The organism is Streptomyces aureocirculatus, from assembly GCF_000720475.1.
Taxonomy (GTDB): domain Bacteria; phylum Actinomycetota; class Actinomycetes; order Streptomycetales; family Streptomycetaceae; genus Streptomyces; species Streptomyces aureocirculatus.
Genome location: NZ_JOAP01000046.1, coordinates 14647 through 29674, shown reverse-complemented (window position 1 = coordinate 29674; position 15028 = coordinate 14647). Strand labels below are relative to the sequence as shown.

Below are 15028 nucleotides of genomic sequence, written 5' to 3'. Positions count from 1 at the left end.
GCATAAGACGACGCACCCGGTGAAGACGACCATCGCGATTGTCCCCTCCGGGTGCGTCGCTCCACACTCGCCCGATCAGTCTTGCGGCTTTTCGCGCCGACCGCGGCGAAGACCACCGGCCGGCCGCTGCCGCGGCTCCGGAGTTTCCACGCTCTGAGGGGCCAGATCGACAACCCGGCGCGGACGTGGACGAGGACGCGGAACCGGAGCCTGCCGCGGTGAAGGAGCCGGTGCAGGAGCCGACGTCCGCGGTGCCTGATCCCGCGGGGCGGGCGTCTGCCGCGGTGTCGGCGTCGACGCCTGAGTCGAACCCGGCTGACGCGCTGCCTGCACTCGCGTCGGTGTCCGCGCACCAGGCGCAGCCGGAGTCTGACCCGAAACCGGAGCGGCCATGGGACGAGGAGCCGACGTTCCGGCTCCCAGATGCCTCGCCGGGGTGCCCTGAGCGAGGCGCGTAGGACCCGTGCTCGGCGCGGCCGGCTGCCCGGAAGCGGGAACGGGACCGGGAGCAGCGCCTCCGTTGAAGCGCTGCGGTACAGCCTGCTGATTGCTGCCCTGCCCTTGAGAGCCGCCAGGAGAGCTCGGCGGCTCCGTGGACGAGGCCAGAACCTCGCCGGGGATGACCTTGTTGCCGTCCGAGGTGTACCCGAGATTCGACAGGCCGCCCTGGTTGCTCAGATTCTGTGCCGTCTGCTTGTCCGAGTGTGTGCTGCCCGCTCCGCCACTGGTCAGCTGCAGTGGACCGCCTCTGTCGTCGGGGCCGTCGCCCTGGCCAGACACGCCCTGAGCACCAGCGGGACCGCCACCGCCACTGGTGCCACCGCCACCAGGACCACCGTCCAGTGCCGGGCTGTTCGGGTTGCCCGGGCCCCCCGCGCTGCTGCCCTCAAGAGCCAGCGCCTGCTTGCCAGCAGTCAGAGCCGTGGCGTCGCCGTTCGTGCCGCCGGCGTTCGTCGACGCCGTCTTGCCCGCGGGCTTGCCCGTGCTCGGAGACGCCGGGCCGCTGGTCTTGTTGTTGAACCCGTTGGCGAGCTTGTTGCCCAGGGCCATGCCCGCGCCAGCCCCTGCACCTGCGGCCAGAGCAGGCATCAGCCCGCCCTGGTCCGGCTTCGGCGCGGTGTTGGTCTCCAGGAACTTGTCCACGAGCTTGGTGATTACTTCGTCCATCGCCTGCAGCACCGTCTTGCGGACCCGCAGCAGAGCGAAGGTGATGCCCATGATTATCAGCGACGAGATGAGCGTCAGGATCACCACGATGATCCCGCCGAGCGCAGCGCTGCCCCACAGGCCGCCCGGGCTCATGAAGCTCGACATGGGCCCGGCCATGATGTCCGGAACCGAGATCAGGAACTCCGAGACGAACTGGTAGATGAACAGCGTGACAAGGACCTCCAGGATCAGCGCCATGGAGTAGACGATCACCTTGGCGATCGCGGCCAACGCGCCCAGCGTTGCGAACGGCACGGCCGCTACGAGGCCGAAGATCCGCTTGACCGAGCCGGCGAGCATGCCGATGGCGTACCAGAAGCCGAGCAGGACCATGGAACCCAAGACCGTGGCTGCGTTGGACCAGTACATGAACTTCGCCGGCCCCGTGCCCACCTGGCTGACGGCCATGTGGTTCTCGCGGGTGAAGCCAGACATTGCTTTGTTCGAGCTGTACATGTTCAGCGAGCTGGGGCTGAATCCGGTGTTGAGGTAGTTGTATGCCGCCAGAGGGGACAGGTTGCACGAGGACGGCGTCTTGCCCACCACGAAGCCGCACTTGCTCTTCGTCCCGGTCGTCGTGAAGACCGTCGAGCCCTTGCCGGGACGAGAGGAGGTCAGGCCCTTGCCGTCGGTCGAAATCACCGGGTGATCCACCGGCTTCGGCCCCTCCTCCTCACCGAAATCCTCCACGTCGCCGTAAGTGTCCTTGTCGACGAACCAGTCCTTCTTGTCATCCGCGCTCTCGTCCAGCTGCGTGATCGAGCTCTTGATCCCCGACTCGAAGTCGGAAGCTGCGATTTCGTTGCTGCCGATGTACTTGCCGATAATCCCGAAAGTCGAGAACACCGCCTTGAAGTCATCCGACGCACCGGTACCGACAGAGACCGTGCCGTCCTTCCAGGCCGACTCGGCGTCGTCGGCCTTCGGGCCGATGCTGATGCCTTTGAACGTCGCTCCGTGGGACTGCTTGTTGATCGCCAGCGCGCTCGTGCGCACCGACATCATCGCGTCAGAGCTCGCCTGCTCGCCCTTCCAGGAGACAGTGGCCTGGTCCGGGATCCCGAGGCGGTCGTTCATCATCCACGCCTCGAAGTCGACGTAAGTACTCAGCACGACACGCGTCGGACCGGCATGCTGGCCGAGAACCGAGTCGTCGAACTTGTCGAGCACGCTGGTGTACATCGACCCGATGAGCGGCAGGCCGGCGCCGATGAAGACGACGCGCACGATGAGCTTCTTGATCGCCGAACCCCGGTCCATCTTCTTGAACATGACCAGGCCGATGAGCAGGAAGCCGATGAAGACCGGCACCAGCGCCTGCCACGAGATATCGACGAGCAGGCCATACCAGTCGCTGATCCAGTGCTGGAGGCCCGCGAGCGCGCCGCCTCCGGTGTCACCTCCCGTCATCCCGTCGGCGAATGTCGGATTGACCCCCCTGACCGCCTGGTAGAACCACATGAAGGGGTTGATGAGCTTCAGGAACTGCAGGATGACGAAGAACAGCGTGCCGACTGCCAGCGCCAGGGCGTAGAGAATCCAGATGATGGAGCCTCCGATCACGCTCACGATCTGGCCGCCGATGCCCGAGGACATCGTGTCCAGGCCAAGGTCGTTGTTGGCCGCCCCGAAGTGCGCGTAGTCGAGCATGCCCGAGTACTTCGCGTTGCCCTTGTCGTCTTTCGCTGCCAGGGTCTCGTACGTGACGGTCTGCGAGGACCCCGACACCTCAGCGAAGAACCAGCCCACGATGTCGCCCAGGCTGAACTCCGGGTCGACGTAGCCGAGCATGGACCCACCCGAAGCAGGACTGCTTGTGATCGGCTTCCAGTTCTCGTGCATGCCCTCGTCGTTCGACGGCGAGTTCTCCTCGCTGAAGTACGAGCTCGCATTCGACGCCAGCTGGTAGAGGCTGTAGTTGTCGCGATCCTGGTCGTCCGCGGACGCCGGCGAAGAGGTCGCGATCATGAGGGCCGGCACGAACAGCGCGGCCAGGAGCACGAGGGCAAGTCCGCGCGCAAACCTGCCCCGGCAGGCTCCGCCACCGCCGTGGTCGGCCCAGGCACGTAGCCGCGCCCCTGCCGTGATCGCCCCGTTCATCGTCTCTCGTCTGCTCCTCGCCTTCGTATCAGTGCTGACCTCGCTCATGCCTTGACCAGCTTCTTCGGCTTGGGCTTCCTAGCTGGCCCCCTTGCGCCGTCCTCGGGCTGCGGGCTCTTCTTGCCGTCGCGGTGCTTGCCCCCGTCGCTTGGGCCCGCGTCAGCCTCGCCGTCGCCGCCCTCGCTGTGCTTCCGGATGCTGGTGAGGTTCGCGCCCGGTGTCGGCTTGTCGTGCATGATCGCGTTCATCCGCGCAGCCTCTTCGGCCCTGGCCGCCTCCAGGCGGACCTGCCTGCGCTGGGCCTCGCGGTAGGGGTTGATCCCCAGTGCCAAATCCAGGTGGAAGACCACGTTGGAGATGCCCCGGCGCAGGTACGTGAGGTTCTCGCCCTTGGTCGTGATGAGCTGGGCGAGATCCGGCGGAATCCGCTGGTGCAGCTGCTTCTGGTATTCCGCTACCGTGCCGTCGCGCATCGGACCGAAGAGCGTGTAGTCCGCGGCGTCGAACTTGCTGAAGTCGCTGTCGGCCAGCATCTTGTCGACGTCGTTGTAGCTGTAGACCACTCGGCCGCCGCGCTCGTGCATATGGTCGAACTGGTCCTTGATGTACTTCTTCACCCGGTCGTCGATGTGCTCGGTGCCGTGGATGATCACGGTATCGCCGAGCCCCAGCGTGCCGACGGCGAAGCCGACGATGTTCACCAGTTGCGCCATCGCCACGCCCTTGCCGCGGCGCATGAGCCGCGAGAAGTCGTAGACCACGCGCCGTGAATCCCGGACCCTGTCCACGGCCGAGGCCGTGTGGTTGTTGAACAGGTCGCCGTTGGTGCTCAGCATCGCGTTGGCGATGCCCCTGAGCACGTTGTAGGCGCGCAGCTGGTCCGGGTCGGTCTTGCGGGAGTTCAGCAACGCCTTGTGCGCGGTTGCCACGTAGGAGACGAACATCTGAAGGCGCGGCACCTGGGTGTGCGGGATGTTCACCACACGCAGACGGTGACGCTGCTCCTTGGCGTTGTGCCGCCACATGCCCTGCTCGATGTAGAAGTCGGTCGCGGTGTCTTCCAGGGCGCTGCGGATGATCGAGCCGATTGCTCCGTCGCTGGTCTCGTAGAGCTGCTCGAACATCAGCTTGAGCTTCTCCATCTGAGCGGAGAAGACCGTCAGCTCGTCCTCCTCCTCGCCGAACATCTCGAACATGTTCACGTCGCCCTGATTCAGATCCACGCGCGAGGTGAGCCGCTCGAACTTCGGGCCGAGCTTGTCGAGGTTCGCTCCGTCGAGGATGAGGTGGACGACCTGGCCGTTGTTCAGCAGCGCCGCCTGTGAGATCTTCGAGCACCACATGTTGGCCACCCGCTGGCGATCGAGGTACTCGCTGAGCGTGGCGTCGGCGACGATCGTGTGGTGGTCGTAGGCGTTAACGTCCATGAGCACGGCGCTGTTGTTGACGTCGCCGACCATGTAGCCGACGTACTCGCCGCCTCGGTCGTTGAGGCCATTGGTCACCAGCGAGTACGAGCCGGCCAGCTCGTTCGAGGTGAAGTGGAAGCCCTTGCCCTTCTTCTTCTCGTTGCTCTTCCACAGACCCGAGAGCTCCTGGCGCTGCTTGCCGGCGTAGGGCGCAGCCTTCAGCGTGCCAAATCGGTCGATGTACAGACGCATGACCCGGTCGATCGTGTCGTCCAGGGTCGCCAGGTCGGGGGCCTTGAGGAAGAGCCGGTTGTGCACCGAGACGTAGCTCGCGCCGTCCTGGATCTCGCCGATCGTGATACCGAGGTCACCGGAAATCTTCGCGGCCTTGCGCTTGGAGGAAGTCGTGCCCGTCTCCTCCTGCTCGTTCGCATCCAGCCGGTCCAGCTTCTCCGACTGCTTGGTGTACGAGTCGATCCACTTCTCATCCATCCGCTTGACCTGCTCAAGCACGACGGCGGTGACCCGCTCGTCCAGGCCGTCCGGGATCCGGTCGATACCCCAGAAGGCCGCGAAGTTGTCGTGCGCGGCGTCGTCGTGGAAGTACGCCAAGATACAGGCGACCGAGCCGTCGACGTCGAAGTAGTCGGAGCGGAAGAGATACTTCTCCTTCGGCTTCAGCGCGAGCAGATGAGGGTAGGCGTCGAACGTGCCCTGGAGGTGCTTCACCTCCCGGCGGCGCTGCCACCAGTTCTTCTTCGGCTCGGCAGCATCGGCTGCGCCGTCCGCCGGCTCAGCGTCCTGCACGCCCTCAGCCTGAGCAGCACCGTCCGCGCGCGGATCATCGACCACAAGCTCCGCGGTCTCATCAGTCTCGTCAGGCTTCTTTCCCGGAATGCCGAGCTGTGCCCGGACTTTCGTCATCAGCGCCATGGTGTCCTCCTTACGTTGTTGGTGGGTTGATTCCGGTCACTCGTAGGATCGGGAGGCCCAGGGATGCCGGATGTGGTTTGTGTTCTCCTGCCTTGTGGTGGCTCGAACGGATTGGTCGCCCGGCATCCCGCGACGACTCGACCACTCATTGGGATGCGCGCGGCAAGATCGCTTGGTAAGGACACGCTGGCGAGGTCGTCTGCTGGGACCAGTAAAGGAACGACTTCGGAGGTGGCCGTGCCCGAACTGTGGGCTGGTACGGACGCGGGCAAGGCCGAGCATCACTGCGTGGTGATCGACACCGATGGCAAGCGGAGGCTGTCGCAACGGGTCGCCAACTACGAGACTGCGCTGCTCAAACTGATAAGCGACGTGCTGGAGTTGAGCCACGGGGAGCCGGTGACCTGGGCGATCGACCTCAACGCCGGCGGGGCCGCGCTGATGATCGCGCTGCTGACAGACAACGGGCAGCAGGTCCTCTACATCCCCGGCCGCACCGTCCACCACGCCTCCGGCTCCTACCGGGGCGATGGCAAGACCGACGCCAAGGACGCCTACGTCATCGCCGACCAGGCACGCATGCGCCGCGACCTCCAGACGATGCGCCGGGGCGACGACATCGCCGTCGACCTGCGCATCCTGACATCGCGCCGCCTGGACCTGGCCGCCGACCGCACCAGGGCGATCAACCGACTGCGGGCCCAGATGCTGGAGTACTTCCCCGCCCTGGAACGAGCCTTCGACTACAAGACGTCCAAGGCGGCCCTCATCCTGCTGACCCACTACCAGACCCCGGAAGCCCTCCGGCGCATCGGCAAGAACCGGCTCTCGACCTGGCTGAAGAACCGCAAGGTCCGCAACTACCAGCTCATCGCGGCCACCGCGGTGGCCGCCGCCGAGGCCCAGCACACCGCCGTCGCCGGGGAGAAGCTGGCCGCCGCCGTGGTGGCCAAGCTCGCGAGGGAGGTGATGGCCCTCGATGAGGAGATCGCCGAGACCGACGCCCTGATCGAGGGCCGGTTTCGCGACCACCCACACGCTGAGGTCATCCTGAGCATGCTCGGCATCGGCCCCGTCCTGGGCGCCGAGTTCATCGCCCACACCGGCGGCGACATGAGCGTCTTCGGCAGCTCCGATCGCCTCGCCGGCGTCGCCGGACTGGCCCCGGTCCCCAAAGACTCCGGACGTATCAGCGGCAACATGCGCCGACCACGACGCTACTGCCGACGCCTGCTGCGGGTCTTCTACATGTCCGCCATGGTCGCCGCCAGGTGCTGCCCCACGTCGAAGGCCTTCTACGACCGAAAGAGAGCGGAGGGCAAGGGCCACCGGCAGGCCGTCATTGCTCTTGCCCGCCGTTGTCTCAACGTCCTGTGGGCCCTCATACGTGATGGTCGCACCTTCGAGGTCGCCGCGCCGCCGAACCCTGTCGCTCTGGGCTGACCCGCTCACAGCAAGTCACCAACCGGGCTTGACAACTTCATTGGGAATCCGTTCGTTCCTTGTCGTGGCGGTCGGCCTGGCGCTGGTCAGTTCAGCGACGCCTCGAGAACGAGCAGTTCGTCGTCGATGCCCTGGTAGAAAACCCGGAGCATCGACAGGGCTTCCCCGCGGTCGAGCATCGTGGCTTCCTTGATCATCAGAGTCGAGCCGCCGACCTCGGCCTGGAGGACCTGGTGCCCCTTGCGCAGTGCGTCGGCGTTCTTACCCTTAAGCAGCAGGTACTGGTGAATTGAAGTGAACTTCCCGCCCACGTGCCGCGTGAGAATGTCGTACTGCTCGTTCTGCAGCTCGATCAGATCCGGATCGCGGACCTGCAGGGCCTGGTTGCGCCGTTCCAGGTTCGCCACCTGGTGGTAGACCCGCTGCGGCTCTTTCGTCGTGATGAAGCTGTGCTCGCAGGCCGTCTCGACCTTGCGCCAGAAGGTGTCGACCCGATCGAGGATCCCGCCCCGGTCCTCGTCGAAGAGCAGATAGCTCGCCGAGCCGACGACCAGGTAGACCCGGCCTTCACCGCCATCGGAGAAGCGGATCAGCCCGTCCTCGTCGATCCCGTCGATGCCGACGATCGAGTAGAAGTCCGTGGGGTTCGAGCTGCGGCGCGTAAAGACGTGACGGGCCTTCCGGGGCAGGTACGCCAGGAAGACCGGCACACGCATGATGCGCAGCTCCTTCGTCTTCACCAGCCCGCCGAAGTAGGCGATCGTTGCCAGTCCCCAGAGGGCGAAGAACGTGATGGCCACCGGTCCCGAACTCGCGACAAACGTCGACGTGCTGAACCACAGCAGGGCGAGGATGCCGCCGCCGAAGAAGAGCAGCTGCTTGATCGGGGAGGGCTTGGCCGCCCAACCTCCCTTGCTCAGCGTGATCTCGTGGTCGAGGAAGCTCCTGTTCAGCGAACTCGGCACCTTATAAGACAGTTTCGCCATGAATCTCTCATCTCCCCCCTGCGACCGCAATGGTCATTGTTCGCTCTATCGAAAAGCTGTCATGTGTGAAGTTGCGTAGATGGCATCCTATCTCAGGTAGGTCATTCAAATCAGAGGCGAAAGGTATTTGAGTGGCGATGTCCGATGGCGTGGACTAGCGTGGTCGAGTCGTCAGGAGTCGTCTGAGCGGCTGACAGATCAGTCGCGCCACGGGAGCAGAGGCGCTCAGCCCATCGCTACGGCCTCGAAGCTCGGGACAACGTCGTCCTGGCGAGCACCGTTAGCGCATCAGTCGAGCCGTCCCGGTCGAGGATCTCCTGACGCACGCACCGCAATCCCATCGAGCACGGTCCGCTGTGAGTGACGGAAGTGGTAGTGCCCGGCGACGTACAGCGTCTCCGTGGCCGGAACAAGCGTGCACCCTTTCGGTGTGCACCCCGCTGCGCCTCGTGCCCGTGCGTCAAATCGTCAGGGTGCCAGCCACGGCCGTCGCCGGACCGCTGCAGAAGCCCCGGGATCGCCAGTGCCTCGTGGGCCAGCACCACGTCGGGGCCCACTCCGGCATTCAGGGGCCGGGCGCCTGCTCGTCCGTGGGCAGTTCCGCCTCGCACCACGTTCGGCCCAGCATCCGGATGCATCGGTCGACGCTCGCAAGGTGCCGCCGTGGCTGACGCCCAGCGCGGTCGTCAGCGTCGGCACCTGGCTCCGGCCCGGGGTCCTCCCAACTGCCCGCGCCCGAGGGGCCCTCTGGCCGCCCGCTTAGGGCCTGGTCACCGTCATCCCGCGCATCTACGCTCGCGACACCAAGGCCGCGCTGCCTGAACGACTTCGCCACGGAGCACGATCACTGCGGCGATACCAAGAGCGCCTTCCTGGACGGTGCCCGCTGTGACATGGCCTGCAACCCCTGCCCCTGGCAACTAATCCGCAAGTACAAGGAGCGCAAGAACCGCGAACAGACGACCCCGGAGTGAACACGCCTACCTTTTTCCCACCGGGCCAGCCGCTGGCTGCGGATGCGACGTCGCCCTTTCACGTTGGGCCGCTGGCCCCGGGTGGCGAAGCAGATCGGGAGAAGGCAGGGACGCGGCAGTTGCCGCAGCTGGCCTGCATCCATACCCGCGGCCCGTCGCCGCGCAGGCGGATACGGCCGGGCTCACCGCAGGCTTCACAAGTGTGCTCCGAGTCCGTCTCGGCGGCGTCGGTCAGTGCGGTGGCCCGGTCGGCGAACTCCCCATCGAATTCGCCCTCGATGAAGCGGTCGGCGACGGTAGCGCGTAGGCCGCCGAACTTCGTGCCGAACGACTCGATCCGGTAGTCGGCGTCCAGGGCCAGCAGGCCGTGGTGCAGCCGGTCGAGCAGAGCGGCCCATCCGGGCCCCACGGTGGTGGCCCAGACGGGGATCTGCCGCACGGCAGCGGAGCGGGAGGGTTCCGGTGTCATGGACGCCATGGTCGCGCGGGCCACTGACAGTCGAATCCGTCCGCGCCTCTCTTGCACCCGACTGTGACTGGGCGAGATAGTCGGCACCTGGGCGCGATACCTGTCACTGGCCCTGGACCTGCTGGTCGATGTGGTGCGCAAGATCCTCTGAGCATCTCTGCAGAAGGACGACGAGCTGTTGTCCTGCGGCTGCCTCTCGCTACTCGTTGCTGTCGTTGTAGAGGAATAGCCAGATGCAGGCGCCGCCGTCATCCTCCCAGACACGCAGGGGAAGCTCGGCCGCGCGCTTTCGACGGCGGTTCTTCCTCCGCGCCCGCTCTGCCTTCTCCTGCTCGCGGTGCGCCACACGCCACTGGAAAGGCGGCGGCTCACCACGCTTGGACCGGCGCCTGCGTGCGCTTCGGGTCTCACGTGCCTTGTCCTTGGCCCGCACCTTCCTACGGTCGCGCGTGTGCCACCACCCGCACCCACAGCGGTACGCCTGGAATGTTCCTCCGTACTTCGCTGCCTGCTCAGCCGCTGCGATCTGCGCCCACGCCTCGTTGAAGTGCTTCAACTTCGTCGGGGTGGGACACCATCGTCGTCTCTTGGCGGGTGTGGGAACAACGGCTGTCATGTCATCGGATTCTGCCACGCAGGACCGTCAACTCCGTTCAAATCTTGAGGCCGCCGAGGTCGAAGACCAGTAGCGGGCGTGAGAGTCCTGGTCGGACGCGGGGAACGGTGGGTGCATGTCGACCCTGACCGGCCCACGCTCGTCAAGTCACCGTCCGCCTGGCCACGGCTGTCCTTCCCGAGGACCGCGACCATCGCGGCGCGCGGCGATCGAGACCGCGATGTCGGAGAAGCGCAATCACCCTGAGCAGCCCGGTTCTCTACTTCAGCCGGTGACATCCAGCGTGACCAGACGGGGCTGGTGACAACTAGCTCGACCAACTGGTGGCAGATAGCGAGACCAACGCGAGGTGAATGCGCAGGTCGCTGAGCGTCCTCGGTGACAACTACGTCGACCAGTCACACCAGCCCCCGCCAGGCAGCAGCGGGTCCCGAGGTCCGTGACGCGCTGCTGCTCGTCAGCGCCTGTCCGGGCATCAGCCGAACAACGGCACGATCTTCTTCTTGCCGCCCTCTTCCTTCCAGGACACGGCGGCATCAAACGTCTTGCCCTTCGACGAGACGAACCCCGTGCACTGGATGGTCTTGCCGGCTGCCAGGTCCTTGCGCTGCGCATCGGTGAAGGTCACCTGGCACCAGGACCGCGGCGGCTCGTCGCCAGAGCCGAAGTCGGGGACGATCTTCTTGGTCTTCGCGTTCCATCTGACCTTGCAGCCGAAGGTCTTACCGCCGGTCCTCGCGCTCCTGAAGTCGTCGATCTCCAGCGCCTGGCCCGCGAGGAGCGCCGTGACCTCCGCCGGCGTGAACGTCCGGCCGGACCACTTCGTCGGCTTGTCGGGCACCTCCAGCTGGAACCCGACGAACGTGCGGCCCTTGTAGTCGCCGACGCCGAGCGCTCCGGCGGCCGTGTAGGACTTGCCCGCCTTGTTCGTGGCCTCGAACGAGATCGTCTCGCCCGCAAGCAGCTTCGCCACCTCGTCAACGCTGAACTCGTGGCCCGACCAGATCTTCTTGAAGGCGACCTTCTTCGGGCCGCCCGGAGCGGCCTGCCACACGCCCTCGGCGCGGGCGGTGACCACCTGCTCCTTCAGGCCCAGCTCGGCGCGCATGGACACGGCGTTCTTCGTCATCGTGGCAATGTCCTCGCGCACCCAGTCGGCGACGACGGCCAGGCGCTCCTCGGCGGTCGCCGTCCCGGCGGCGATGTCGCGCATGTCGGCGTAGACCTTCTCAGTGAGCCCGAGGTCGCCGATGCGCGTGCCCGGCAGGAGCCGCCAGCTCATCTCGCCGGCCTGCGCCAGCCTGAGCTTTCGACCCTTCTCGGTCAGCAGCGGATACTTCGCCTTGCCATTGGTGACCTCCGAATATGTCGAGGTGCGGGTCGCGCCCGTGCCCACGTCGCGCTTCTCCAGCTGCTTCATCAGCCACTTCATCGTCGGGTGCTCGGGGCGCTTGTTCGCGCCCTCGAAGATGAACGGCTCCGCGGTCTGGCCCAGACCCTTGCTGGACTCGTTCTCGTCACCCTCGGCCGTGTCGTCGCCGGCGTCCGGATCGAACACGGCCCGCCAGCCGGGGCTCTTGGGCACGTTGGCGATGCCGACGTAGTCCGGGTACTTCTCCACGTGGCCCTTCTGCTGTTCGTAGAGATAGTCCTCGGCGAGCATGGCCAGGTAGTTTTTCGCGAGCATCTCGAAGATGAGCCGTCCGGCCTTGCCGTACTTGTGCTCGACCTCGTCCAGTGACGAGGGCACCTGAGGACCCGGACGGTTCGCGCCGTGCGCGCCCTGGGGCTTCACGTGCGTGAAACGAGGCTGGCGGTGCGTCAGAAGCCCAGGGTCGACGCCGACCACGGCGGCGATCTTGTCGACCAGTGGTGCGAGGTCCTTGAACTGTTCAGGCGTGATCGTCTTATCTTCCGTGCGCGGGTACGAGACGACCTGGCCCTCGTACATCTTCTGGTAGGTCGAGAGCGTGAGGTTCGCCTTCACGCCCTTGCCGACGAGCATCGAGGACAAAGAAGCGAGGTCGAGCAGCTTCGGCGGCGCGGTCTTCTTGCCCGCCTTGCCGTCCAGGACGACAGCGGAGGGGCCGTACTGCTGCGGCACCTGGCCCTTCTGGTCGAACCGCGGCTCATCATGGTTCGTGTACATGACGTCGTTCTCGTCACGGAAGCGGTTCTGGAAGAACGGCTTCTTGACGTACGCGTCGTAGGCCTTCTGCTGGTCGCCGACAAGAGAGACCATCGCCGACTTGAGTCGGCCCTGGCGCAGCACGAGGTCCTGGCCAGACTGGCGGGCGAGAACAGAGGCGATCCTCGTGAACTGGATGCTGGCGAAGTCCAGTGCCGAACGAAAGGAAGCCTTCCTGTACTCGTCGAACTGATTCAGGTCCGGGATGACCTTGCGTGAGGTGAACGCATTCTGCAGCGACACAGCGGCCTCGTCGGTGAAGTACATCCGCGAGATCTTCTTCTTGTCGAGCCCCAGCGCCTTCAGCACCGAGACCGCGATCAGACCACCCTCACCGGACGGATCCACATCCGTGGCCACTACGATCTCGTCGCACTTGGAGAGCTTCGAGCGGATGTCATTGACCACCTGCCCGACCTTGTCCATCTGGACGTACTTCCACTCAAACCGACTCAGGTCCCACGGCAGATTGTCGATGCTCCAGAACCGCATCGCGCCCTGCTCGTCAGATGTCGCGCCAATGAGCTGGTTCTCCGGCTTGTCGAGCTCATAGAGGTGCCCAAGAGCATGCGTGATCACGTAGCTCTCGCCGTTGTAGGTCCCGGTGTCCCCTCCGAGCGCCTTGCTGAACGCCCTTGCCGCCGAAGGCTTCTCCGTAAGTAATCCCACAGTCATTTCGTCTCCTTCGTATTCGTCTGCTCAGCAGCGGAGCTCTGGATAGTGGTCAAGATGTGCACGACGCGATCGGCCAGGACATAGAGCGAGGGCCTCATCTGTCGGCGTGCGCCACACAGGGGTCTGGATCTGGAAGAGGCCGGCATCGTCGATGTCGAGTAGAGGCAAGCCGTCTTCCGGAACGCGGATCACCGACCAGCCCGCACGCAGCAGCGCATCGGTGGTCGCCCGATCGCGCGTCAGTCGGTCCCGGCGCCAGTACTGGCCGTCGTACTCGAGAACCGCGCGGCACTGAGGCAGAGCCGCATCGCAACGCGCGGGGCGGTTCCTCTGATCGAGCGCGTCGTCCACGACGACATCGACTCCGACGCCCGGGATCCGCTCCGCCACACGCGCCCAGAGCAATCGCTCCACCAACGAGACCTGGGTACGGACGCACCTCGGACAGCCGTTGCGGTTGCGATAGTTGACCTGGGCTTCCCACTCGTGGCCCTCGGGACAGAGCCACAGAACTCGGATGTTCGACCCGACGGTCACTTCGGCCTGGCTGAGCCCGTTGTCCGGATGCCACTGCGCCGCGACCTTGGGCGAGACCGCCACCAGGTCGTTGAAGCCGGCCAGGACACGATGTCCAGAGCAGTACGGACATCCAGTCCCATTCACCACACGAGCTGCGACGGCCTCACGCCATTCGTGTCCCCTAACACAGATCCAACCGACAGTGAGACAGGACTTCGGCGTCACCTCGTATGCTTTACGCTCATTGGTGGGGCCCCATTCGAGCGCCAGCTCCGGATACTCGGACCGGAACGTCTTCTCCGCGCGCAGCGCCCTGTTCAGACCCTGGCAGCGGCGGCAGATGAAGACGCCCTTGCTCCATGTAGTGAACCGGGTCGCCAACGTCACCTTCGACTCGTGACCCTGCTCGCACCGGAGCCACACCTTCTGATGTGACTTCGGAGCAAGCAGGCCCGGGTCGAGTTCGTTCTTCTCGTGGATCCAGTGCGTCGCGACGAAGTCGGGATGCAGCGTCTCAAGATCATTGAAACCCGGCCAGACTCGCTTGCCGAGGCAGTAGACGCAGTCCTCCAAGTAGCGGAAGTCCCTCGGCTTCATGCTCGCCATGTGGCCATGTGCGCACAAGATGACCGTGCAGGGCTGCGTCGAGTTCGCGCTAAGCGAGTCGAACACCTCGTCCGGAACCAGGGGTCGAGATCTGAGGTCAGGACGCACGTCCTTCAAGAAGACACGAGTCTGCCGACCTGCATAGATCGGGGAGCCGTCGTCCAGCTTGTACCCCGCCAGGTCACCGTCGACATGGAGGCCCACATCGATCGCAGCAGCACCCATGCGACCCACCTCCGCTTCCCAATAGGCGACTCATGAACCAATCCGATCCTACCTGGAAAAGGAAATCGAGGGAGAGTTGATAAGAGATCAATAGGTCTTCGAATAAAGGTGAGAGCCGTGCGGAGATAGCCAGCGCCGGCGCGCTGTTCGAGCAATCATCACTCGAGAAGGCCCCGAGAAGCAGTGCTTATCGGGGTCGTCGTCTGTTCAGCGCTATTACTGAGTCGGCATCGCCACGCCGAGCCGGACGCGGTACACCCGCAGCACCTTGCCGAGCGTCTCGAGTCCCTCAGGGTGCTTCAGGCCTTCCTCCAGCTCCTTCAGTCGCATGGGCCGTACGCCGGCCACCTCGGCGACCTGCTTGCGCGTGGCCTGACCCCTGAGCTTGACCAGCAGATCCGGCAGGTCCGCGGCGAGGTCCTCGAACATCCGGAACTTCTCCTGCTCGCCCATGCGCGTGTGGCCGACGTGGATCGCGCCACAGCTCTCTTCGCACCAATACCAGCTCGTCGAGGCATCTTCCCGGAGCTTCACGGGGATCTCCTGCTCGCTCCGGTAGCGGCGCTTGAAGACCCACGCCCCTGCGCGTTGCGTCCGGCATCCGCGCGGCGCGTCCTCGGGCCGCGAGGCCGGCGCGGCCATACCCGCACACTGCGGAGTGCAGTACAGGCCGAGG

General features: G+C 65.2%; 9 protein-coding genes. 1 reads left to right on the top strand and 8 read right to left on the bottom strand.

What is annotated here, in order from left to right; translation table 11 throughout:
• Positions 1 to 75 precede the first annotated feature (75 nt).
• On the bottom strand, positions 76 to 3357 hold the full coding sequence (locus IG78_RS0132545) for a hypothetical protein (RefSeq protein ID WP_078965744.1): 3282 nt from the start codon (positions 3355 to 3357) through the stop codon (positions 76 to 78).
• The gene (locus IG78_RS0132540) at positions 3354 to 5651 is read right to left on the bottom strand and encodes a hypothetical protein (protein ID WP_030570167.1); all 2298 of its coding nucleotides are present in this window, start codon (positions 5649 to 5651) and stop codon (positions 3354 to 3356) included. The genes IG78_RS0132545 and IG78_RS0132540 overlap by 4 nt, the downstream gene beginning before the upstream one ends.
• 231 nt (positions 5652 to 5882) lie before the next feature.
• Here IG78_RS0132540 and IG78_RS0132535 point away from each other — a divergent pair, with 231 nt between their 5' ends.
• Positions 5883 to 7094, top strand: a complete 1212-nt coding sequence (locus IG78_RS0132535; RefSeq protein ID WP_037686840.1) for an IS110 family RNA-guided transposase — start codon at positions 5883 to 5885, stop codon at positions 7092 to 7094.
• An 86-nt stretch (positions 7095 to 7180) separates the two neighbouring features.
• Here IG78_RS0132535 and IG78_RS0132530 read toward each other — a convergent pair whose 3' ends face one another.
• The 6 genes from IG78_RS0132530 to IG78_RS0132505 form a co-directional block, all read right to left on the bottom strand.
• The gene (locus tag IG78_RS0132530) at positions 7181 to 8080 is read right to left on the bottom strand and encodes a hypothetical protein (protein ID WP_030570161.1); all 900 of its coding nucleotides are present in this window, start codon (positions 8078 to 8080) and stop codon (positions 7181 to 7183) included.
• A 1032-nt stretch (positions 8081 to 9112) separates the two neighbouring features.
• Positions 9113 to 9523 (bottom strand): hypothetical protein, encoded by a 411-nt coding sequence (locus tag IG78_RS0132525; protein WP_157855946.1) that lies wholly within the window; start codon positions 9521 to 9523, stop codon positions 9113 to 9115.
• 199 nt (positions 9524 to 9722) lie between these two features.
• Entirely contained in the window at positions 9723 to 9956 is a 234-nt protein-coding gene (locus IG78_RS49640) for a hypothetical protein (protein ID WP_157855945.1), read from the bottom strand.
• Between the two features lie 658 nt (positions 9957 to 10614).
• Entirely contained in the window at positions 10615 to 13002 is a 2388-nt protein-coding gene (locus IG78_RS0132515) for a DNA topoisomerase (RefSeq protein ID WP_030570155.1), read from the bottom strand.
• A 24-nt stretch (positions 13003 to 13026) separates the two neighbouring features.
• Positions 13027 to 14352 carry a zinc-ribbon domain-containing protein gene (locus IG78_RS44425; protein WP_051853118.1) on the bottom strand — a complete coding sequence of 442 codons (1326 nt, stop codon included), beginning with the start codon at positions 14350 to 14352 and terminating at the stop codon, positions 13027 to 13029.
• A 216-nt stretch (positions 14353 to 14568) separates the two neighbouring features.
• Positions 14569 to 14994 carry a helix-turn-helix domain-containing protein gene (locus IG78_RS0132505; protein ID WP_157855944.1) on the bottom strand — a complete coding sequence of 142 codons (426 nt, stop codon included), beginning with the start codon at positions 14992 to 14994 and terminating at the stop codon, positions 14569 to 14571.
• Between the last annotated feature and the right edge of the window lie 34 nt (positions 14995 to 15028).

Excerpts from the sequence above, each read along its gene's own strand:
- IG78_RS0132545 (WP_078965744.1), bottom strand. The coding sequence starts at position 3,357 with ATGAGCGAGGTCAGCACTGATACGAAGGCGAGGAGCAGACGAGAGACG.
- IG78_RS0132540 (WP_030570167.1), bottom strand. The coding sequence starts at position 5,651 with ATGGCGCTGATGACGAAAGTCCGGGCACAGCTCGGCATTCCGGGAAAG.
- IG78_RS0132530 (WP_030570161.1), bottom strand. The coding sequence starts at position 8,080 with ATGGCGAAACTGTCTTATAAGGTGCCGAGTTCGCTGAACAGGAGCTTC.
- IG78_RS0132525 (WP_157855946.1), bottom strand. The coding sequence starts at position 9,523 with ATGACACCGGAACCCTCCCGCTCCGCTGCCGTGCGGCAGATCCCCGTC.
- IG78_RS0132515 (WP_030570155.1), bottom strand. The coding sequence starts at position 13,002 with ATGACTGTGGGATTACTTACGGAGAAGCCTTCGGCGGCAAGGGCGTTC.
- IG78_RS44425 (WP_051853118.1), bottom strand. The coding sequence starts at position 14,352 with ATGGGTGCTGCTGCGATCGATGTGGGCCTCCATGTCGACGGTGACCTG.
- IG78_RS0132505 (WP_157855944.1), bottom strand. The coding sequence starts at position 14,994 with ATGGCCGCGCCGGCCTCGCGGCCCGAGGACGCGCCGCGCGGATGCCGG.